Raw genomic sequence first — 20,150 nt, 5'->3', positions numbered from 1 at the left:
TTAAGTCTCCTTTCTGCAATTATTGGTTAAAATCACTCTGGTGAAGCAGTTCTTTTAAGCGTTTCATACCTTGACGGAGGCGGGACTTGACAGCATCGTAAGAGGCACCTGTTATTCGGGCGATTTCTCGGTTTTTATATCCGTAGAAATGATGGAGAAGCACAGCCTCCCGCTGATTCTCCGGAAGCTTTGCGAGGGCTTCTTTAAGCATCAGAGTGTTTTCCGAGGTCTGTGTATCGCCCGCAGGGTTTGGGGCTTTTGTGTTGTCTGCCGTGGCCGCATACTCCATGTATTCTAAAGGATCAGCCTTTGCCGGTGTCTGCGAAGCCGTCCGTATATAATCTCGACACAGGTTCATGGCGATGGTCAGGAGATATCCCTTTAGATTGCGATACTGATAATTGTTTACATATTTTATGAAACGCAGGAAGGTGTCCTGAGCTAAGTCGTAAGCATCCTCTGGGCTGCCGGTCTGGTAACAGCAGAAATAGTAGATGTCATCGTAGTATTTGACGGCAATCTCGTTTAAGTATTCTGTTTGTCCGTTTTGAATCCGCCGTATCAGCTCTCTGTCCTCCAAAATGCTTCTCCTCTCTTTGGGGCTTTGTCCTGTAAAACGTCTTACAATAAATATAACCTTTTTGTGGGAAAAAGGAGTGAAAGAAATTTTTATTTTTTGGATTTTAATGACAGAAAATACAAACGTTTGTTCTGATTTGGTTGACACATTGAATTAGATCATGGTATAATTTTTGTGAAGCATTGACAGTGGATTTAAGAAGGAGCTTGCTATGGGAAGATATAAGGCAATAGATATTGCTAGATGGTTTATTTTCAGGAATTGTGAAGATGTTAATAATGGAGAGGATGAAAGGATGACACTTCTTAAACTTCTCAAGCTTTTATATTATGCAGAAGGATGTTCGCTTGCATTAGATAAGGGGTCGCTGTTTGACGAAAAGATTGTGGCATGGGAACATGGACCAGTGGTGGAAGAAGTGTGGAGAAGTTTTGATAATGCCTATGACCTGCACACTGATGAATCAGAGATGGTGAAAAGTTTGTCCAAAATCAGGGGCGAAGATAAAGAATTACTTGAAGATGTCTATTCGGTTTTTGGGAAATATTCTGCTTCTGGCCTGAGAAATAAGACACATGCAGAAAGTCCATGGCTTGATGCAACTAGCGGAGGCAGAAAGTTTAATTCAGAGATTTCAAGACAGTCAATTGTCGAATATTTTAAGGAGAATTATGTCAAGAATTAAGGATAATCAGAATGATTATATAGATAAGCAGGTAGAAGAACGTTTAAGGCGTGCAGGCGAAGAAAAGAATATTTCTATTAGAACAGTTTACAAAGAATATGCAGTTTTTTAATCGAAGGAGGAAAAAATTATGGATATACAGATTGAAAATCATATGCCAGAAGGCTTTGTGTATGAGAAAACCTACGATGTAATGCATGGGGCTGTGAATGGGATTGCGCTGCTGATCATACCGGTGAAGGCGCTGAATCAGTTTCGGATACAGCTTCATGCAGACATAGAAAAAAGCGGAGTAAAAGATAACTTTTTAGCCTTTCTTCAAGAACTGAAACAAAGACATTCAACCATACAATATACGGGCTATAACGGTAATGATACGATTACCCTCAATGTAGAGTCAACCGAGAGAGACGACAAGGACAATCTGACGCTCATTGTTTCAGAGCTTACTTCCAAATGTCTGGAATGTGGAATACGCAACTGCTGTTCTCAATGTAGAAATGTACTGCCTCTGCGTGCCGCGGCCTTAGACGGAACGCCGGTCTTGCTCTGTGAGAATTGCTTTACGCAGGAGATAAACGGCACAAGCGGGCAAAACGGACAGAAGGAGAATATATTTCTGGGGCTTCTTGGGGCGGTTTTAGGAACTTTACTCGGCGCCGTTTTGTGGGTGGTGATTGGTATGTTTGGCTTCATTGCCGGAATTGCCGGATTTGCGATGGTATTTTGCGGAATAAAAGGTTATGATATGCTTGGCAGGAGGTTGTCAAGAAAGGGAATCGTAATCTGTATTGTAACCGCCTGCCTGATGATTATGGCGGCGGAATATGCTTCGCTTGGAATTGTGATTTATCAGGAACTTGGAGATATGTATTATCTTTCTTTGGTGGATTCCCTGGCCCTTGTTCCTGCTTTTTTAGAAGAACCAGAGGTCATTCAAGGTGTGGCAAAGGATTTGGTTATAGGATACGCTCTTGCAATATGGGCTAGTTTTTCTTCTGTAAGACATATCTGGAGACAGGTAGAGCAGAGTCAAAAACCTCATACGGTTGTGCCGTTTTAATGTAAGAAGAAGGTGATTTCCATGAATTTCAGAGCTTTGATGATGACAAAAGAATATGATTTTCTCAGAACCAATGAACGCCTTGGCAGCCGTATCATCCTTCTCGGACTGGGCGGCAGCCATGCCTATGGCACCAGTAATGAGAACAGTGATGTTGATTTTCGCGGGGTCACACTCTCCCTGCCCTCGGATTTGCTTGGCCTTACTCGGTTCGAGCAGTATGAGGACCGGCAGACAGATACGGTGATTTATTCCTTCAACAAGATTATACGCCTGCTGTTGGAATGTAATCCGAATACCTGCGAACTGTTAGGGCTGGATGAAGACCAGTATTTAATCAAGACGAGGCTTGGACAGGAATTGATTGACCATACAGACCTGTTTTTGACAAAGCGTGCCGTGAAATCTTTTGGGGGCTATGCGGGGGCGCAGCTTCGCCGCCTGCAGAATGCTATTGCGCGGGATAACATGGAGCAGACGGAACGGGAGAGGCATATTTTAACTTCTGTGAAAAATGCATTGTACGATTTCAACCGGAGATATGGGACGTTTTCTAATGGAAGTATCCGGCTGTATATTGACGAGGCTTTGAATCCTGAGTTGGAGACAGAGATTTTTGTGGACGCCAGTTATACGCATTTGCCGCTGCGGGATTACGAGGGTATGTGGGCGACGATGAGTAATGTGGTGAGAGATTACGATAAGATTGGCAAACGGAATAAGAAGAAGGACGATAACCACCTGAATAAACATGCCATGCATCTGCTTCGCCTCTTTATGATGGCATTCGATATCCTGGAACACGGGCAGATTCGGACTAACAGGCGAGGAGACTTAGAGCTGCTTATGAAGGTGCGCCAGGGAGGCTTCCAGAAAGCAGACGGGACTTTTCAGGCAGAGTTCTATGAGATTGTGGCGGACTATGAGAGGCGTCTGGAGGAAGCGGCAGAAAACTGTACGCTTCCGGCTGGGCCGGACATGGAGAAGGTTGAGGCGTTCGTAGAGTATGTGAACCGGAAAAGTATCGAGACAGGAACAGTTCAGGAGATGTTTTCATGAGAGATATATTTGACGAGATTCAGGTGAAATTAGACGAGATAGAGCAAAGGGAGAATGTAAGGATACTTCTGGCTGTGGAATCTGGCAGCCGGGCATGGGGATTATCGTCTCCTGACAGCGATTATGACGTGCGGTTCGTTTATCAGAGAGTGCGCAAGGATTATCTTCGACTGGATGAAAAGAAGGATACGATTGACTGGCAGTTGGATGAAGTGTTGGATATCAATGGATGGGATTTAAAGAAGGCGCTGAGACAGTTCTATAAAGGCAATGCCACGCTGTTTGAATGGAGTAATTCTCCTGTGGTTTATCGTAAACGTCCGGAATGGGATGAGATTTATCGAGAAGCCAAGGTATATTTTTCTAAGAAGGCGGCGGTACATCATTATCGGGGGACGGCTGCCAATACATTTTACGGTCATTTACAGACGGACAGGGTAAAGTATAAGAAGTACTTCTATGCCCTGCGCCCGTTGCTGGCATGCCGGTATATAGAAGAAAATCATTGTCCGCCTCCGGTGCTGTTTGATGAGCTGATGAAGCTTAAGCTGCCGGAGGGGCTTTGCACCCAAGTAGAAGAACTTCTTAGAATTAAGAAGACGACAAAGGAGGGACAGCTCAATCCGCAGCTTCCCTTAGTGATTGATTTTATAGCGTCAGAGCTTGAGAGACAGAAAGAGATTGCTGATTTGATGGAGGACGACCATCTGAAGGATTGGGATGTGCTGAACCGGATTTTTATGGACAGGGTGTTGGGGCTTCAATCATTGTGTATGGAGGGATAAAAGTGGTATTAAAGAATGTATTATTGATAGTGAAAGATATAGATCGGTCACGCCGGTTTTATCAGGAGGTGTTGGGGCTTATGGTTTTGGCTGATTTGGGAAGGAAGGTTCTGTTTGCCGGAGGGATTGTTCTGGAGGAGAGTCCGCCCTGGGAGGATTCCCTGGAGATTTCAGCCGTATATGGCGGCAATGATATGGAGCTATACTTTGAGACTTTGGATGTGGAGGCATTGCGGGAAAGATTGGCGGCATCGGATTTTCATGTGGAGTTTTTAGTCGGGCGGGATGAGGATGAGAACGAAGTGATTCGATTTTATGATCCGGACAGGCATGTAATCGAAGTGAAAAGAGCTTTCTGTTGAGGCATTTGTGAACAAACACCGTACAGAAAGCTCAAAGATATTAATCCCACCAAAAATACCACACATTTGATTCCTCAAGCCAATTCTGACACTTTACATGTCCTGGTTCCCTGGTCGATTCTGTCTGTACAGAAGGCATAGTGCTCCTTGGCGGCCTCAAGGCTGTCCTCTTTGTTCAGTCCGGCGGGCGCATAGAACTCCAATACATCACTGGTAAATGCCGCAGGAACAGCCTGATACTTCTCATACCAGTATTTACAGATAGAGATCATCTCCTCAGGCGCAGGACAGTCATTCCAGCCGCCCATGGGAAGGTAGGCAATAATCTCCCAGGGATTCTTGACAGGAAGTTCAAGGAGAAGGGTATCTTCTGCCAATTTGTTGTCGTGAAATGATATATAGCTTATAAAATGATTTACAATCTCTCCTTCGGTTTCTTTTTCCTTTCTTTTTTCATGATTTTATGAAATGTAAAGCTGCTTACATTATATCACATATAAAAAAATAAGAAAGCAATATCTAAGCAAAGCTGCCCGTAACAGTTCAGCCTTGCGATTGACCTAACGGGTATTACACCGGCTAAAATATAGCCGGTGTGCCCATAAATAACATTTTTATATTTTCTATAATCCCCATTTTCCTTTTCTTAAGGGTTTCTATGACTGTCATAATGGAACAGTACATTTCACTGCCGCTTTCCTTGCGAAAACCTCCAGCCATTTTCTGGCGATTTTTGCTTTCCGTAAATCTCGTTCCGAAATATTGTCATCAAAGGGCACGGAAAAATCATGCAAGAATAAAAGATGGTTATGACTGTATTTATCCATACGGTTAAGTAATGTCTTTTCCTCTTTTTTCGCATATTTATGTCTGGTCGTTTTATTTTCTGCCTCTCCTTTTCGTATCAGGGAAAAATATTTTTCTTCATATTCCCTTAGGATTGCAGGCGGAAATGATGGGAACCCCTGCCCTAGTAATTCTTTCCGTTCCCGATTCATTTCACACAGGAGCGCACTCATCTCCCCGGACCATGCATTCCCTGTTTCCTCCGTATTTTTTCGGAGATAACGGATGATGTGGACATTGCATTCTGCGTGATCCGTGCCAAAGTGGTACAATGCGGTTTCATGGTCATGGAGAAGAATCCCTGTATAGTGTTTCAAAAAATACAGTCCCTTCAGTGCTTCTATGGATTTGCCGCCCATGGCATGGTATACCACGCTGTTTTTTATGCTGAAATTCCGGATATAATTCTGTTTCCCATTTACTGTTACCACTGTGGCATCGGTTGCAACAACTTTTTGGTTCAACAGTTCGTTTTCCAAATTTGAAATGCTTGTTTGAGAAACCGACGCCAGTTTTTTGCAAAATCCATAGACGCTCCCTTCTGATAATTCGAGTTCTCCGTTACCGGCTGCATTTAAAAAAGAAGCAATCCTGTCGTTTGACATAACCCCTTCACTATACAGGGATACAGCCAGCGCTTTTACATTTGCTCCATAGGTAACATCACTGCGGTATTCTTTTGGAATGTGTAAAACCCCTTCTTTATCTGCATAGATACGGATTTCTGTAATCATCGGTTCCACAGCTAGATCAACCACATATTTTGTGACGTATTTCTGTCCGGCTGCATTACCAATCATTTTTACTTCATGTCTGCATTTGCCGGAAGCAATTTTTACTTCTATCTCTGCTTTTGTAAGCGTTGTTCCTTTATGCCCTTTTTGTCCGCCTGCTTTACGTTTTGTTTTCTTTCTTCCGTTATAGGTATTTGCAGGTTTTCCGCCTTTTTGATCGGTAGATGGTGGAAGGGAAGTATTGGAGCTGTCATGATTGATAATACTTTTCAGACGTGCATTATCGTCTTTAAGCAGTCGGTTTTCTTGACGTAAGAGCTGGTTCTCTTCTTTTAAATCTGCGATTTCCGCTTTCAATTCCCCAACTTCCTGTTTGTGTTCTTTTTCAACCGTATCCAGACGCCCCATGATTTCCATGAGCTGCTGGTACATTCCATTTTCATAGTTGCTTTTTCTTCCCATGGGGCATCTCCTTCCGTTCATTTCTGATAACCATAGTTTATCAGAAATGAATAGAAAAGAAAAATCCTCTTTAGAATAGGTTCGTCAAAATGACGGTGGATTATTTTTGTGTATTCCAGAGGTTCTGTGGAATACCGGTCACAAAAACTATGAAAAATGGGATTCTGAACAGACATGTTGTTCAAAAGTTATCCACATACTAATCACAAAGCAATTAAATTCGTGAAATTACGTGTTTCCATGTGGATAATCAGAAGAAAAAACTTTTTCAATTTCTCTCTTTTGCCAGTCGCAAGGCTGAACTGTTACAGCTGCCCGACTTAGTCCGATAATGCATATTGACATAAATTTTAACAGTTGATAGAATATGAGATATAATATGCGTAGCTATCAGTTTCGTGTGTTGACACGGGAGTACCGCATTCATCAGAGTTATATTTGCAGAATTAAGAGGGGAGAACAGACCATGTATTATTGCTGCTTACGTTTCTATTTAACAGGTCGTCCATGTAGCGCCTTTGAGAGTATGAAGGAAATACTTCCGTTTAAGCACTTTACACATGAGTTTTATGAAAGTGAGGAATTGGACTCAGAACAGACTGCCAGGGCAGATATAATCCTGGCGAACCTTATGGAGAAGGACTGCAAAAGGACATTGCAGGCTTTGCTTGCCGGTAAAAAGACAGAAGCCCGTCTTATCCTGCTTGCGAGCAAAGAGCAGATATTGACGATAGAAGATAGTTTGGGAGAGGTGTGCGACGTTTGGGTGATGCCGATGTCGGACGCGGAGGCGAAGTTTCGTTTTCAGAAGTTACAGTATGAGCAGAAGATGGAGAAGGATTACTGGCAGACCAGCCAGTTTTTCGAGGCTACGATCAACAATGTTCCCAACCTGATATGGTATAAGGACAAGGACGGAATCCACGAGAAGGTAAATGACAGTTTTTGCAGGACTGTGAATAAGACAAAGGAACAGGTAGAGGGACGAGGTCATGCCTATATCTGGGATGTAGAGGCGGATGATCCGGCATGTATCGAGTCTGAACGGGAGGTCATGAGCAGGCGGCAGACCTGTGTTTCTGAGGAGACCATCATGACAGGAGAGGGTACGCGGCTTCTTACTACATATAAGTCACCCTTGTATGATCTTGATGGAAGCGTGATGGGGACGGTAGGCGTTGCAATCGACGTGACCCAGGAGCGCGCTTATGAGAAGGAGATCGTAGAGAAGAACCGTACACTGGAGACTGTGTTTACGACCATGGACTGCGGAATCCTGTGCCATACTGTGGACGGCTCCAACATCGTCAGTATCAACAGGGCTGCCCTTAATATTTTGGGATATGAATCCCAGGAGGAGATGATGGAGGCAGGGTTTCGTATGGTTGCGGACTCTGTGTTGGACGAGGATAAGCCTAAGCTTCGGGATAGTATCACCTCCCTTAAGAAAGAAGGGGACAGCGCCAGTGTGGAATACCGCGTAAGGCATAAAGATGGAAAGCTTCTGCATGTGATGGGAAATATCAAGCTTTTGAAGGAAAATGGAGAAGAATTCTATCAGCGTTTCCTTTTAGATTGTACAAAGCAGAAGCTGGAGGAGGAGAAGAAGGAGCAGCATAATCAGGAGTTGGTTCAGGCTTTAAGTATTGATTATAACAGAGTGTGTTATTTTGACCTCAATACAGGAATGGGAATTCCACTTCAGGGTTCAAAGGAACATAAGGAGATGTTTGATTCTGTTTTCCATGGCGAGATTTCCATGGAAGAAAGTATGGAGCGTTACATAAAAGATTATGTCTGCCAAGAGGACCGAGATATGCTCCGGCAGGAGTCCTCACGGGAGAACCTGAAAAAGCAGCTGGCGGAAAAAGGGATGTATTTTGTAAATCATCGTGTCATCTGGAAGGGCAAGGAGAAATATTTCCAGATGAAGGTTGTACGTACGGGTTCATGGGAGGAGAGCCAAGGAATTGTTATGGGCTTCCGCAATGTGGACGGTGAGATTCGGGAGGCCATGGAGCAGAAGAATCTGCTGGAGGATGCACTGATGCAGGCCAACAGGGCCAGCAAGGCAAAGAGTGTTTTCCTGTCTAATATGTCTCATGATATACGCACTCCGATGAATGCTATCGTTGGTTTTACTGCCCTGGCAATTACCCATATTGCCCACAGGGAACGGGTGGAGGAATATCTGCAGAAGATTATGACGTCAGGAAACCATTTGCTTAGCTTAATCAATGATGTGCTGGATATGAGCCGTATTGAGAGCGGAAAGATTCGTCTGGATGAGAAGAAATGCAGCCTTCCAGAGATTTTGCATGGGCTGCGCAACATCCTGCAGGCAGATATCCACGCAAAGCAGTTGGAGTTGTACATTGACACAGTGGATGTGTTTGACGAGGAGATTTTCTGTGATAAACTTCGGCTGAATCAGGTGCTTTTGAATTTGATGAGCAATGCAGTAAAATATTCGGGACCAGGTGGAATTATCAGTCTGAGGATTACGGAAAGACCAGGCGCACCTAAGGGCAGCGCGAATTATGAATTTAACATTAAGGATAACGGAATCGGCATGAGCCGGGAGTTTGTGGAGCATATTTTCGAGCCTTTTGAGAGAGAGAGGAATTCCACGATTAGCAGAATCCAGGGAACCGGACTTGGAATGGCGATTACCAAAAATATTGTGGATATGATGAACGGCTCCATTTCTGTTAAGAGCGAGCTGAACGTGGGAACAGAGATTACGGTGTCGTTTACCTTCCGCCTGCCCTCCAAAGAAAAAGAACCTCAGGATATTCCGGAATTGAAGGGACTTCGGGCGCTGGTGGTAGATGATAATTTCGATAGCTGTGACAGCGTATCTTATATGCTGGAGCAGATTGGTATGCGTGCCGAGTGGACGTTATCAGGAAAAGAGGCAATTCTGCGTACCCATCAGGCGGTTATGCGCAATGATATTTACAGCGTATATATCATTGACTGGATGCTGCCGGATATGAACGGCGTCGAGGTGGCACGGCGGATTCGCAAGGAGATGGGTGAGAACGTATCGATTATTTTGATGACTGCCTATGACTGGGCAGAGATTGAGGAAGAAGCGAGAGAGGCTGGAGTCATGGCATTCTGCGATAAACCCATGTTTTTGTCAGAGTTAAGACGGTGTCTGTACACCCTGGTTCATTCAAAAGAAGTGAGCATGGAGAGAGTGTCGCAGGAGCAGGCAAAATGCCATACAGGACGGATTCTATTGGCAGAGGATAATGAGCTGAACCAGGAGATTGCCGAGGTTATTCTGGAGGAAGCAGGATTTACTGTGGAGGTTGCAGAAGACGGCCAGAAGGCTGTGGATATGCTAAGAAACGCGGGAGTGGGATATTATCAGTTGATTCTCATGGATATTCAGATGCCCAACATGAACGGCTATGAGGCGGCAAGGACAATACGGAAGCTTAATGAGTGTGAGCTGGCTAATATACCCATCATTGCCATGACCGCCAACGCATTTGAGGAGGATAAGCAGGAGGCGCTTAAGAGCGGGATGAACGGGCATATTGCCAAGCCCATTGACGTGGGGCTTCTGTTTGGAGTGTTGGAAAAGATTTTGGCTTAGGGCAATGTCCCTAAAGCTGCTGCAAGTAAGAGCATAACCACAGGAACAACATATTTTCGCGGATGGTGCCATAAATCATTTTCGATTTTCCAGCTCTTAATGGGGTAAAACCATTCCAGCAGGACAGAGCTAATGGAGCTTAATATAGCAAAGCAAACGGCGGTTATTATCGTGAAGACGGTCACACCGCCGTTTTGTATTTGCAGGCTGCAAAGGAAAATCATATCTGCGGACATGTTGCATACAAAGATGAACAAAGCGTAAGGGATGCAAAATGCCTTCTCTTGATTAGGAAGAAAGTGGACCGCCTGTAAAAGAGACGGATCACAGGATAACAGGATACAAATAGGCGTATTCAGGGAGAGAATAGCAAAACCAATTGGAGCAATGAACTGACCTTCTGTCTGTTTGAAAAACAAGGGTAATACACAGGCTGCGCACCATAGGACTACTGTGTTCATCATATAGTTTTTGTGGCAAATTAAGTATCGAAGAAGATACCTCCATACAGAATGATGTTTCCAGCTCTTTACTGCGTGGCTGTTTTTGGAGTCCAACAGATAAAAAGAATAGGCATCCGCTCCATATAATAGAAGAACTGCAAGAGCGCTGTTGACAACCAGAAACGGCATAAACCAGGGACTATTTCCCCAAAATAGAATAACAGCAATCAGGCCGGCTCCCCAAAACCCAACCGCATACAAATATTTCTTTAATGAATAAGCAGCAGCAGTCATAAGGACTGCATTTACCGCGCAGAGAATACTTCCAAGGATTTCTAAAATGCTCCGTTTTGATACGGCTAATACGACCGTCAGAAGCGCCGCTGTCTTTGTTAGAAGAATATAGGCGCCTAATGCGGCAGTATAGGAAAAAACAAATTTCCGGCTGTCAAAGGGAAGCATAAACATATTCTGCATATTAGCGGCATTGTCCGCTGATGAAAGGGCCTGCCACATCATACCGGCGGTAAAGGCGCTTACCATCAAATACAGAATAAACGGTGCAATCTGCATCCTTAAATCAGCAATAAATAATCCCCAGAATATGATTAGATAGATGAAAAAGGTTCTTATCAATCGGTCATAGTTTACTCCAAACAGTTTTTTGGCAAAAGCCTTAAAGGTCATTTTCATAGCGCAGAGCCTCCCGAATATTAGCGGCGTCTATTTGTCCGCATTCAAATGTCTGCCGGATTTTGCCGTCCTCTAGGATGAATATCCGGTCAGAAGTAAGGGTAATACTTTCCAAAATATGAGAAGAAAATAGGACAGTTCCGTATTTTTTGTATCCAGCAATCTGCTGATATAAGTATTCAGTGCTTTGAAAATCCAATCCATTGACCGGCTCGTCAAGGAGAAGCAGCGTCGGCTTTAGTGCAAAGGCAGTAATCAAAAATACTTTTTTATGATTGCCGGTTGACAAATCCTTTAAAAGAACATCCGTATAATTTTCAAAATGAAATCCACGTAGCAGTTCTGATACATCTGGCAATTCCTTTCTATAAGCAGAGAAGACGTAGGACAGGTATTCACGAAATGTGAAATACTGAAAGGAATTGTCCTCGGCGAATACGGTATAGCGGCAGAATTTGAAATCCTGTTCTCTCAGATTGACATGGCGGTCATAAAGCCAGATGCCATTAGAGTAAAAGGAAGTCAGCATGCCGGATAATACTTTGAGAAATGTGGTTTTGCCGGCGCCGTTCAGCCCAATCAGTCCTACCACTTCATGTTCGGCAAGCTCTAACGAAAAGTCAGACAGAACCATTTTCTTACTGTTATACCATGCGCTCAAATTCTTAATAGTCAAGAGAGGTCTTTCCATTTTACCTGCCCCCTTTATTATCTTTTTTCCATGTCTTATAAGCAGAGAAAAAGAATGCACCGCCCAAAATAACATAGAGGACAGCCATCATGAAATTACCAGACATGACGCTTACAATCGTTGCTGCCACCCAAATCAAACCCATAATCCCTCGAATATAAACATGCCGCATAATCATTACCTCCTTGCATTGTTCTTTGATTTATTGTATTTGTATTATAACTAAGAAAAATGCTATGTGCGAAAATGTCTGTAAATGGCAGGTTTTTGACCGCGAAAAAGCTGTAAAGCGATTGAAACACTTTACAGCCCGAAATAAGTTATTCGATTGAAACACTTTGAAAGGACAAAGTCGCGACAGCCCGAAATGTATTGCCTGCATAAGAAGTCTGTACCGTTCCGTCATATTTCTCGGCGGCAGTTTGGGCGCTTTTCAGCCCCCATCCATGCAATCCATTTTCTTCTTTTGATGTTTTCAGAATACCGTCTTTTACAACAGGATGGGAGGAAAAACTGTTTTCAACCTTAATGACCAACATTTGATTGATACGGCGAATCGTAAGCCGTATAAACCGTCCTTCTTTTTCCGCTGCCTGTCCCGCTGCCTCCAAAGCGTTATCTAAAAGGTTTCCCAGTATTGCACACAAATCAGCGCTTCCCAGGTTTGTGTGTCGGGGGAACTCAACCTGTGCCTGGTACTGTATGCCGTTGGCTTCGGCGGCCTGGGCCTTGCTGTTAATAAGGTAATCCAGCGTTTCGTCACCGGTCCATATAGAGTGGGCCATTTCCCGTACAGGAGCGTTAAGCTCCTCCAGATATTGTATGGCCTCATCAAATTTTCTGCGAGTAAGGAGCTGCTGCAGCACGCCGATATGGTTATGAAAGTCATGAAACAACTTGGCGTTGATGGAATAGGCATGATTCAATGTAGTGTAGTTTTGTTCTAACAACTCTGCCTGGTGGGATTTTAACAGTGCAAATTCCTTTTCCACCTCATATTGACGGTTCATATTAAATACAAGAACAGACATCATCAAAAGGACGGATAAAATCGTCCACATATAGACAGTATCATTTGGAATCAGGAGAATGGACTGCTGTGATAAGGTTACAACTGCAAGGAATCCTGTGAGAGCAATCATCGCGCCCAAACGAACCCCTTCTTTTCTATCTATATTCGGATGCTTATTGAGACAGAGCGCAAAAGCAACCAAAAGTATATGAAGCAGCCAGAGGGTAATTTGACCGTTTCTGGTATTATAATCAAGAAAACTGGGGGCATGGAATAATACGCCTGCCCACGCAGCAGCCAGGAATAGCCAAAAGGAAACTGCTATCTCATAAAAAATTCCGATAAACAGGCTCATTCGGGTATCTGCGCCTTGAAAGTGGCTGGCGCAGACAGCAATCCACAGGATTTCTAATATTATGCTGCATTGGGGGGAGCACTGTAATAGGGACAGAGCGGCAGAAATAACAGCGATTCCAGCGAATATAAAGCAAATGTGTTTCCTGTCAGGCTTTTTTGCTGACAGGAACCGGTGAATCAGGAACAGGCATACGAAAATTCTCACATCTGCTGACATAATATTTGAGAATAGGATAAAGAGGACTTTCATATATGCATCCCCCAATAACTGTTAATCATTTCCTTCACCTCTTGTAAGTGAGAGCGGCTGATAGGAAGAACCTTACCGTTCTTTAATACTGCCGTACCATTTTTTATCTGCATAATGTGAATCATATTCACGATACAGCCTCGGTCAATGTAAATGAATTCGTCTGCCCCAAGCTCGTCATATACTTGCTGTAAGCTTTTTCGTACCTTAGATACTTTGCCGGCAGTTGTAATAGCCGCATTTTTTCCGTCCCTCTCTATATAGTAAATGCCTCTGTAAGGGATTTTTTCAAGACGGCTATTTGTTTGTATTGTATAGGATTTTCCATCTTCTAGCTCAAGCAGCTTAACGGCGTCCAGAATAGCGGGGGGAAGCCGTTTATCTATATCATCTTTTGGCACATATCGAAAAATGGACAATTCAAAAGCATCTATAGCATATTCAATGTGCGAGGTAATGAAGATAATTTTCACATTAGGAAGATAAGGCTTGATTTTCTCTGCAATTTCCATGCCCGTACTTTCTGGCATTTCTATATCCAGAAGAATCAAATCAAAATAAAAACCATCCTTGGTAATATCATAAAGCAGAGCCTCGCTAGAGGTATAAGTATCTATTTTGCCGGCGCTCTCACATTGCTTTAGACAACTTTCTGTAATTTCTGTATGGGCTTGGACGGCCGCTTTGTCGTCATCGCAAACCGCTATGCGTAACATAGCATCACCTCCTGGTATTGACAACGTGAATATAAACTTTCCAGAGTATTTTACCATTTTATCGACTGATTTGGCAATAGATGTCATTCATTTAGAAATATAATGAAAAATGGGATTGACAAAAAATGAGTCTTTCTCTATAATGTCTCCACCTTAAGGGAAAATGAGAAAGATTAACCGGATGGATAATCCATAACCGAACGTGCAGAGGTGGTCTGCTAGTGTAAGAAATGGGAGTGAAAGTATGAGAGTAATTTGGTCCACGTATAAAAAAATCCGGATCGGGATACTGCGGGCAGTCCCGTGGTCCTTCATGGTGTCCAGGGTTACAACCGGAGTCACGCAGATTGTCTTTCCTTATTTTATCTATGTTTATTTTATGAAGGGAAATCTTAACAGTGAATTTAGCCAATATGCAGACGGCGCAGATTATATGACCTATATTGTCCTGGGGTCTGCTTTGAATGTACTTGCGGTGTCAACCCTGATGAATATAGGGAGAGCGCTTATTACAGAATTGAGAGAAGGAACGCTGGAAATGTTGCTTCTTGCGCCGGCATCCCGTAATTTATATTTCCTGGGTTGTCTGTTAGAACAGACAACAAGAGCGTTAATCGAATTCGTGACGGTAATATTGGCCGGGGTAGCTCTGGGCGCTAAGCTGCGCGCTCTATTATCCTTAAGCGCTTTTTTGTCAATTCTTTTGGCAGTATTTGGCTTTTTCTGCATGGGGATTTTTTTGTCAGGAATTATGCTGTATACACGGGATACATACATCACACAGAATACGCTGTTTATTACGATGAGCCTGATTTGTGGAATCGCATATCCGATTCAGTATTTACCAAGGTGGGTACAGTGTTTTGCGCAAATATTTCCATTAACCCCGGCGGTAACCTTGTTTCGGAATATCGTCATAGGGCGTCAGTATATGGTGGATAATATCTGGCTTATTTTACATGTCTTTGTTCTTTCAGGAATCTATTTGGCGGTAGGGCTGCTGTGGAATAAAAGTCTGGAACGAAGGATGATAGAGAGTATATTTGGATAAGGCGGGAGGCTTTGTGATGGAACCAGAAGAAAAGATTCAGGCAAGGAATTTAGTGAAGGATTATATATTATATGAAAAAAAGAGGCTGTTTCAGAGAAAAACAAAAAGGACAGTTCATGCGGTACGAAATATTACGCTGGAGATACCCAAAGGGAAAATCATTGGTGTTCTAGGTATTAACGGCGCTGGAAAGACGACGACAATCAGGATGCTGGCATCTCTTATTACGCCTACCTCCGGAGTCTTGACAATGGATGGAGTGGATGCGGTTACGAATCATTTGTGGGTGAAGGAGCGTATCAATGTTATTTCAGGAGGCGAACGAAATCTGTATTGGAGACTTACTGCAAGGGAGAATCTAAGATATTTTGGAAGCTTATACGGATTGAGCGGAAAGGAGTTAAATGAGCGTATCTCTCATTTAATCGGTATCGTTGGTTTGGAAAATGCCCAGGATATCCCTGTAGAGCGGTATTCAAAAGGGATGAAGCAGCGCCTCCAGATTGCCAGAGGGCTTATTAATGGCCCACAGTATATATTCCTGGACGAACCGACTCTTGGGCTTGATATTATGATTGCAAAGGAAATCAGAGAGCTTATTTCAAAACTGGCAAAAGAGCGGGGAAAAGGAGTGCTGTTGACCACACATTATATCAGTGAGGCAGAGGAGTTATGCGATTACATCTATGTGCTGGATAAAGGAGAGGTGATTGCCCAGGGAACGAAGGAAGAATTAAAGGAATTATTTATGTATCAGCCGGAATTGTCTGTCGTGATATCATCAGAGGCCCCATCTCAATCTATGAACGGGGCATATTTGGACAACAATATGGCAATACTAAACGAGTTGAGAGAGCATTTTCATGACCAGATTCGGATTGAAAATGGACTGGAGCGGGTGCTTCACATAAGCGGGACATCCAAGGACTGGTCAGACGTCCTAAATGTATTATTTGAACAGCAAATCCAGATTCAGAACTTAAGTATTCATGAACCGAATCTGGAAGAAATATTGATGAAAATTATAAGTCAGTCGAGGGAGGAAAAGTATGAGAAAGAGTCTGTTAGTAATGAAGGCGGAGATAAAAAAACAACAGCAGAATGATTATCATTCCTATTTTGTGTACTTTTCATTACTTGTATGGCCCATTTTAGGTTTTTGGGAAATCTACTATACGTATCGGCCGTTTGAGGCACAGGGAAGGGAGTTATTGGCTTTTCTGGGGACTGGATTTATGGCTTACACCTGCTTCTGGTCAATGGTGCAGAATGCATGGTCCATGTCGAATCAAGAGAGAAAGAACGGAACCCTGGAAATCGCATTTTTGACTCCGGCGAACAGATTGGCTATGGTTTACGGAAAGGCATTGGGGGCGCTTTTGCAGGAAGTGTGGATGTTTTGCTGCTTTTGCATCTTTGTGCTATTCTATACGAAAACACTGAGATGGGATAACTTGGCGCTTTTGCCGCTGTTTCTTATGCTTTTGTTAGCAGCGTCTACCGTCTGGGGGGGAATGCTGAACGCTGTATTTCTGTTTTCCAGGGATGCTTCGATTCTGATGGATTTATTCGACGCTCCCATGACCTTATTTGCAGGGACAAGGATACCTGTCAGTTGTTTTCCCCAATGGGCAAAGGTGATTTCATTATTTTTTCCACTGACCTATTGCCTGAATATGATTCGTTTTATTCTGGGGCTTCAAAAACAGGATAATGATGTGTTCGTTAGCCTGGCGGGGCTTATTATTTGTCTGGCTGTCATGCTGTTTATCACGAAATATTTGCTCGATAAGGTGGAGAAGCATAATAGGGAAACAGGAAAGCTTCAATTTTATTAAGGTTTTCTTTGAAGAAACGGGGGATATCATGGTTTTAGACAAATTTGAGGATGATAATGTAGAGGTTGTTTTTGTTTATCTTCCTGTGTGGGAAATGTTTTTTTCCATGCATGTCCTTGCCGATTCGGAGCATCATTTGTACCAGAGGAGGTGGGCAAAGCGAATCAGCGAGAAAGAGCCGGATTTGGTAAAGAGTATCATAGATCTGAACGAGGCTACGGCGAAATGGCTGTTTGTAATTGATGGCCCCAAGTGGAGTCAGATGCGGCAGATGGAGATTGAGGAGTTGATTTCCAATTTGCAGAAGATGAACATTTACCAATGGAACGATATGATAGAATATACTGGACAAAGGATGGAAATTGACGGACGGGATGCTGTAATTAGGGTGATAAAGGAATACTATGAACGAGTTTTTATGAGGGAGGAGAGGCTGCTTAGACCCTACCTGGCGCGCATTATGCAGAAGGAGAGGGAAGTGTGTAGGAGGCTTGGCATCTGGAGGTGGTGTGAAGGTATTCATCCACGTCTGTTGGTGGAGGGGGATTGTCTGGTGTTTCGCAAAGACAGGGAATATCGCTATCAAAAAGCGCATGTCCGTAGAATCTACGCTATGGCAAGTACGTTTGTGAATCCCCATCTCTGGCTGTATAAGGGGGATGGGGAATTGGAGATGGTAAAGGAGGTTCTGACCGAGCAGGCAGAGGATGATATTCCCAATCATTGTGTTCTGGTATTTAAGGCTTTAGGCGATCATACGCGGCTTAAGATTATTAAGCTGTTGATGCAGGGGACGCTTACTACGCAGGAGATTTCTCTGAAAATGGGGATAAGTGAGGCAGGCGTGTCGAAGCATCTGAGGATTTTGAATCAGGCGGGGCTGGTTCGTAAGTCTATGAAGGGGCATTATGTAGAGTATCATTTTCTTACGGAAAGGATTGATTTTATTCCGTATACATTTTATGAAATGATGATGTGACCTGTCGATAAAAATGGCCCTAACTTGCAATGGGGCGGAATAAATGGATGGAATAATTGAACTTTGAGTTGCATAAGATGATGGGAGGAGTGTGATGGCGTATGATAGATATCAAGGAAAATCCTGCAGCTTATGCAGTAATCAAAGGAAGTAAGAAATATCCGGATATTAAAGGGCGGGCTGCCTTTTATGATACATATGGAGGAACAGTGGTGGTGGCGACTGTTTACGGCCTGCCACAAAAAAGAGGAGAGAACAATGGTGGCTTCCATGGCTTTCATATCCATGAAGGCGGCACATGTTCTGGAAATGTACAGAATGAATTTGCTGATGCTAAAGGACATTATAACCCAGGAGTTTTCCCACATCCGGAACATGACGGTGACCTCCCGCCATTATTAAGTAACAATGGAACAGCATGGATGGCAGTTTATACAAGCCGCTTTTATCCGGAGGATGTGATTGGACGTACGGTTATTATACATGAGAATGCGGATGATTTTCACAGCCAGCCTTCGGGGGATGCGGGGGAAATGATTGCATGTGGGGAGATTGTTAGCTGGAGTCCAGATTTTTGCCGTAGGGATTGAGAGTTGTAAAATAGAGATATTAGAATGAATGACAGCGTCTGCACGGCATAATTTTATCTATATGCCATGCAGACGCTGTCATTCATTTTCCAAAAACCTTCTGTTTAAATATGTCATTTGGTTATAATAACAGAACCATTCATATCGGAAATAGGAACTTTACATAAACCTTTCCCTATTTCTTTTTCATAATCTTTTATGGCTTTTTTGACTCCTGCTAAGGTGATATATTCATTACCTATTATATCCAGTCCGTTATAATCGTGTACTAAAATATACCCTCCTGTTACCAGTCTGGGATAAAAAAAACGTAATCCTTCTAAAATAGGTTCATATAGATCTGCATCCAAAGAAACCAAACAAAACTTATCATCTTTTTCTTTCAATTCGATCGTATTTGGGAAAAAGCCTTTTCGTATAAATGTATTTTTTTCATTTTTAATATAATTCTTTACAAGTTCTTCGCTGGTATTATAAAATAATTGCGCCCATGTGACATTCGCATGTTTCTCTTTGATTTCATCTTCTAATTGTTTTGAATCAAAGCCTTCAAAAGTATCATATAAATATAAGCTTTTCTCTGGAAAATAATGGCTGAAAATCTTTGCATACCTTCCTCTAAATACCCCAACTTCCGCCATTGCACCGTCTATATTATTTTCCTTTAATTCTTTAATAATTAGTTCAGTGGTCCTAACTCTTGTATAGTCGGCCAGCTCAACAAAAACATCTTGTTCATATAATACAGAGGTATCTTTTAAATCAAAATGCATTGGCAGTATCTCATATCCCCAGTGCAAACCTGATAGTCTCACAACAACATCTCTTGGATTGTCAACAAACATCTGCATCTTGGTTATTGCAGCTTCCTTATTTTGGCAATCGCATGCATAGGGAATAATCATCTGATTTATATATTTCTTATGAAGATTATTTACAATTATATCTTTGTAATGTGAATTTGCAATTATGATATAGTCAAATTCCAATGTGTCCAAAATATCTTTATTATACAAAATAAATCTTTGATTTCCACATAAAAATTCTTCGTTTCCATTACACTCGCTCTGAATAACACCTACAATCTGTACGTCCTTCTTCCAGCTTGCAGCCATCATTAAAATATTAAAGTCTCTGCCTCTCCCCCATAAAACAAGCTTCATATAATCAACCTTCTCTTTTTAAGTTTAGAAATCTAATGAATCGACGTAAATTCTACATAATCAAAGAATTTTCCGTACTTTTTATGCAAAATAGATTACATTACGAAAAAGTATACTTTTTCGTAATGGCAATTTCCCATTGATTTCTTAAACATTCTAATATATTATCGACAATTCGTCA

General features: G+C 42.6%; 21 protein-coding genes. 12 read left to right on the top strand and 9 right to left on the bottom strand.

From position 1 onward, the window contains the following. Positions 1-19 precede the first annotated feature (19 nt). Complete coding sequence (locus GN277_RS20710; protein WP_159753188.1) at positions 20-580, bottom strand: RNA polymerase sigma factor; 561 nt, start codon at positions 578-580, stop codon at positions 20-22. Positions 581-791: 211 nt separating this feature from the next. Between GN277_RS20710 and GN277_RS20705 the strand changes: the two genes are divergently transcribed. The 6 genes from GN277_RS20705 to GN277_RS20685 are packed head-to-tail and all read left to right on the top strand — an operon-like array spanning position 792 to position 4,534. After that, positions 792-1,265, top strand: a complete 474-nt coding sequence (locus GN277_RS20705) for a Panacea domain-containing protein (RefSeq protein ID WP_159753186.1) — start codon at positions 792-794, stop codon at positions 1,263-1,265. After that, the gene (locus GN277_RS31000; protein ID WP_280178622.1) at positions 1,252-1,377 is read left to right on the top strand and encodes a hypothetical protein; all 126 of its coding nucleotides are present in this window, start codon (positions 1,252-1,254) and stop codon (positions 1,375-1,377) included. Before GN277_RS20705 ends, GN277_RS31000 begins: the two co-directional genes overlap by 14 nt. 18 nt (positions 1,378-1,395) lie before the next feature. After that, the gene (locus tag GN277_RS20700) at positions 1,396-2,328 is read left to right on the top strand and encodes a hypothetical protein (protein WP_159753184.1); all 933 of its coding nucleotides are present in this window, start codon (positions 1,396-1,398) and stop codon (positions 2,326-2,328) included. 21 nt (positions 2,329-2,349) lie between these two features. Next, the gene (locus tag GN277_RS20695; RefSeq protein WP_159753182.1) at positions 2,350-3,387 is read left to right on the top strand and encodes a nucleotidyltransferase domain-containing protein; all 1,038 of its coding nucleotides are present in this window, start codon (positions 2,350-2,352) and stop codon (positions 3,385-3,387) included. After that, a complete protein-coding gene (locus tag GN277_RS20690) occupies positions 3,384-4,172 on the top strand; it encodes a nucleotidyltransferase domain-containing protein (RefSeq protein ID WP_159753180.1) in 789 nt (262 codons plus the stop codon). The genes GN277_RS20695 and GN277_RS20690 overlap by 4 nt, the downstream gene beginning before the upstream one ends. Before the next feature lie 2 nt (positions 4,173-4,174). Beyond that, positions 4,175-4,534, top strand: a complete 360-nt coding sequence (locus tag GN277_RS20685) for a VOC family protein (protein WP_159753178.1) — start codon at positions 4,175-4,177, stop codon at positions 4,532-4,534. Between the two features lie 74 nt (positions 4,535-4,608). Here GN277_RS20685 and GN277_RS20680 read toward each other — a convergent pair whose 3' ends face one another. Next, complete coding sequence (locus GN277_RS20680) at positions 4,609-4,911, bottom strand: DUF4253 domain-containing protein (protein WP_244324815.1); 303 nt, start codon at positions 4,909-4,911, stop codon at positions 4,609-4,611. A 288-nt stretch (positions 4,912-5,199) separates the two neighbouring features. Beyond that, positions 5,200-6,576 carry an IS66 family transposase gene (locus GN277_RS20675; RefSeq protein ID WP_159753176.1) on the bottom strand — a complete coding sequence of 459 codons (1,377 nt, stop codon included), beginning with the start codon at positions 6,574-6,576 and terminating at the stop codon, positions 5,200-5,202. Between the two features lie 466 nt (positions 6,577-7,042). Here GN277_RS20675 and GN277_RS20670 point away from each other — a divergent pair, with 466 nt between their 5' ends. Continuing rightward, the gene (locus GN277_RS20670; protein ID WP_159757001.1) at positions 7,043-10,186 is read left to right on the top strand and encodes a hybrid sensor histidine kinase/response regulator; all 3,144 of its coding nucleotides are present in this window, start codon (positions 7,043-7,045) and stop codon (positions 10,184-10,186) included. On the opposite strand, the gene GN277_RS20665 is transcribed toward GN277_RS20670, so the two are convergent. The 5 genes from GN277_RS20665 to GN277_RS20650 all read right to left on the bottom strand — a co-directional run bounded on the left by GN277_RS20665 (position 10,183) and on the right by GN277_RS20650 (position 14,348). Then, positions 10,183-11,322 carry a hypothetical protein gene (locus GN277_RS20665; RefSeq protein WP_159753174.1) on the bottom strand — a complete coding sequence of 380 codons (1,140 nt, stop codon included), beginning with the start codon at positions 11,320-11,322 and terminating at the stop codon, positions 10,183-10,185. The two genes, GN277_RS20670 and GN277_RS20665, sit on opposite strands and share 4 nt — an antisense overlap. After that, a complete protein-coding gene (locus GN277_RS20660) occupies positions 11,306-12,013 on the bottom strand; it encodes an ATP-binding cassette domain-containing protein (protein ID WP_159753172.1) in 708 nt (235 codons plus the stop codon). Before GN277_RS20660 ends, GN277_RS20665 begins: the two co-directional genes overlap by 17 nt. Before the next feature lies 1 nt (position 12,014). Next, positions 12,015-12,185 carry a hypothetical protein gene (locus GN277_RS29535; protein ID WP_204162769.1) on the bottom strand — a complete coding sequence of 57 codons (171 nt, stop codon included), beginning with the start codon at positions 12,183-12,185 and terminating at the stop codon, positions 12,015-12,017. A gap of 148 nt (positions 12,186-12,333) precedes the next feature. Beyond that, the gene (locus GN277_RS20655; RefSeq protein ID WP_204162768.1) at positions 12,334-13,380 is read right to left on the bottom strand and encodes an ATP-binding protein; all 1,047 of its coding nucleotides are present in this window, start codon (positions 13,378-13,380) and stop codon (positions 12,334-12,336) included. Between the two features lie 248 nt (positions 13,381-13,628). Further along, positions 13,629-14,348, bottom strand: a complete 720-nt coding sequence (locus GN277_RS20650; RefSeq protein ID WP_159753168.1) for a LytR/AlgR family response regulator transcription factor — start codon at positions 14,346-14,348, stop codon at positions 13,629-13,631. Positions 14,349-14,592: 244 nt separating this feature from the next. Between GN277_RS20650 and GN277_RS20645 the strand changes: the two genes are divergently transcribed. From GN277_RS20645 to GN277_RS20625, 5 genes are all read left to right on the top strand, one after another. Beyond that, positions 14,593-15,399: an ABC transporter permease gene (locus GN277_RS20645; protein ID WP_159753166.1), complete on the top strand. Its 807-nt coding sequence runs from the start codon at positions 14,593-14,595 to the stop codon at positions 15,397-15,399. Between the two features lie 16 nt (positions 15,400-15,415). Continuing rightward, positions 15,416-16,504 (top strand): ABC transporter ATP-binding protein, encoded by a 1,089-nt coding sequence (locus GN277_RS20640; protein WP_159753164.1) that lies wholly within the window; start codon positions 15,416-15,418, stop codon positions 16,502-16,504. Then, positions 16,449-17,237 (top strand): ABC transporter permease, encoded by a 789-nt coding sequence (locus GN277_RS20635; protein ID WP_159753162.1) that lies wholly within the window; start codon positions 16,449-16,451, stop codon positions 17,235-17,237. Before GN277_RS20640 ends, GN277_RS20635 begins: the two co-directional genes overlap by 56 nt. Before the next feature lie 28 nt (positions 17,238-17,265). Beyond that, positions 17,266-18,216, top strand: a complete 951-nt coding sequence (locus GN277_RS20630; RefSeq protein ID WP_159753160.1) for an ArsR/SmtB family transcription factor — start codon at positions 17,266-17,268, stop codon at positions 18,214-18,216. A 101-nt stretch (positions 18,217-18,317) separates the two neighbouring features. Beyond that, positions 18,318-18,806 (top strand): superoxide dismutase family protein, encoded by a 489-nt coding sequence (locus GN277_RS20625; protein ID WP_159753158.1) that lies wholly within the window; start codon positions 18,318-18,320, stop codon positions 18,804-18,806. Positions 18,807-18,919: 113 nt separating this feature from the next. Here GN277_RS20625 and GN277_RS20620 read toward each other — a convergent pair whose 3' ends face one another. Further along, complete coding sequence (locus GN277_RS20620) at positions 18,920-19,969, bottom strand: TylF/MycF/NovP-related O-methyltransferase (protein WP_159753156.1); 1,050 nt, start codon at positions 19,967-19,969, stop codon at positions 18,920-18,922. Positions 19,970-20,150 lie beyond the last annotated feature (181 nt).

The sequence above is a fragment of the Sporofaciens musculi genome (assembly GCF_009830285.1).
Taxonomy (GTDB): Bacteria; Bacillota; Clostridia; order Lachnospirales; family Lachnospiraceae; genus Sporofaciens; species Sporofaciens musculi.
Note: the sequence above shows the minus strand (reverse complement) of the source record. Positions and strands in the feature narration are given on the sequence as shown.

Excerpts from the sequence above, each read along its gene's own strand:
- GN277_RS20700 (WP_159753184.1), top strand. The coding sequence starts at position 1,396 with ATGGATATACAGATTGAAAATCATATGCCAGAAGGCTTTGTGTATGAG.
- GN277_RS20630 (WP_159753160.1), top strand. The coding sequence starts at position 17,266 with ATGGTTTTAGACAAATTTGAGGATGATAATGTAGAGGTTGTTTTTGTT.
- GN277_RS20625 (WP_159753158.1), top strand. The coding sequence starts at position 18,318 with ATGATAGATATCAAGGAAAATCCTGCAGCTTATGCAGTAATCAAAGGA.
- GN277_RS20695 (WP_159753182.1), top strand. The coding sequence starts at position 2,350 with ATGAATTTCAGAGCTTTGATGATGACAAAAGAATATGATTTTCTCAGA.
- GN277_RS20620 (WP_159753156.1), bottom strand. The coding sequence starts at position 19,969 with ATGAAGCTTGTTTTATGGGGGAGAGGCAGAGACTTTAATATTTTAATG.
- GN277_RS29535 (WP_204162769.1), bottom strand. The coding sequence starts at position 12,185 with ATGCGGCATGTTTATATTCGAGGGATTATGGGTTTGATTTGGGTGGCA.
- GN277_RS31000 (WP_280178622.1), top strand. The coding sequence starts at position 1,252 with ATGTCAAGAATTAAGGATAATCAGAATGATTATATAGATAAGCAGGTA.
- GN277_RS20660 (WP_159753172.1), bottom strand. The coding sequence starts at position 12,013 with ATGGAAAGACCTCTCTTGACTATTAAGAATTTGAGCGCATGGTATAAC.
- GN277_RS20635 (WP_159753162.1), top strand. The coding sequence starts at position 16,449 with ATGAGAAAGAGTCTGTTAGTAATGAAGGCGGAGATAAAAAAACAACAG.
- GN277_RS20705 (WP_159753186.1), top strand. The coding sequence starts at position 792 with ATGGGAAGATATAAGGCAATAGATATTGCTAGATGGTTTATTTTCAGG.
- GN277_RS20670 (WP_159757001.1), top strand. The coding sequence starts at position 7,043 with ATGTATTATTGCTGCTTACGTTTCTATTTAACAGGTCGTCCATGTAGC.
- GN277_RS20665 (WP_159753174.1), bottom strand. The coding sequence starts at position 11,322 with ATGAAAATGACCTTTAAGGCTTTTGCCAAAAAACTGTTTGGAGTAAAC.
- GN277_RS20655 (WP_204162768.1), bottom strand. The coding sequence starts at position 13,380 with ATGAGCCTGTTTATCGGAATTTTTTATGAGATAGCAGTTTCCTTTTGG.
- GN277_RS20640 (WP_159753164.1), top strand. The coding sequence starts at position 15,416 with ATGGAACCAGAAGAAAAGATTCAGGCAAGGAATTTAGTGAAGGATTAT.
- GN277_RS20675 (WP_159753176.1), bottom strand. The coding sequence starts at position 6,576 with ATGGGAAGAAAAAGCAACTATGAAAATGGAATGTACCAGCAGCTCATG.
- GN277_RS20690 (WP_159753180.1), top strand. The coding sequence starts at position 3,384 with ATGAGAGATATATTTGACGAGATTCAGGTGAAATTAGACGAGATAGAG.
- GN277_RS20645 (WP_159753166.1), top strand. The coding sequence starts at position 14,593 with ATGAGAGTAATTTGGTCCACGTATAAAAAAATCCGGATCGGGATACTG.
- GN277_RS20650 (WP_159753168.1), bottom strand. The coding sequence starts at position 14,348 with ATGTTACGCATAGCGGTTTGCGATGACGACAAAGCGGCCGTCCAAGCC.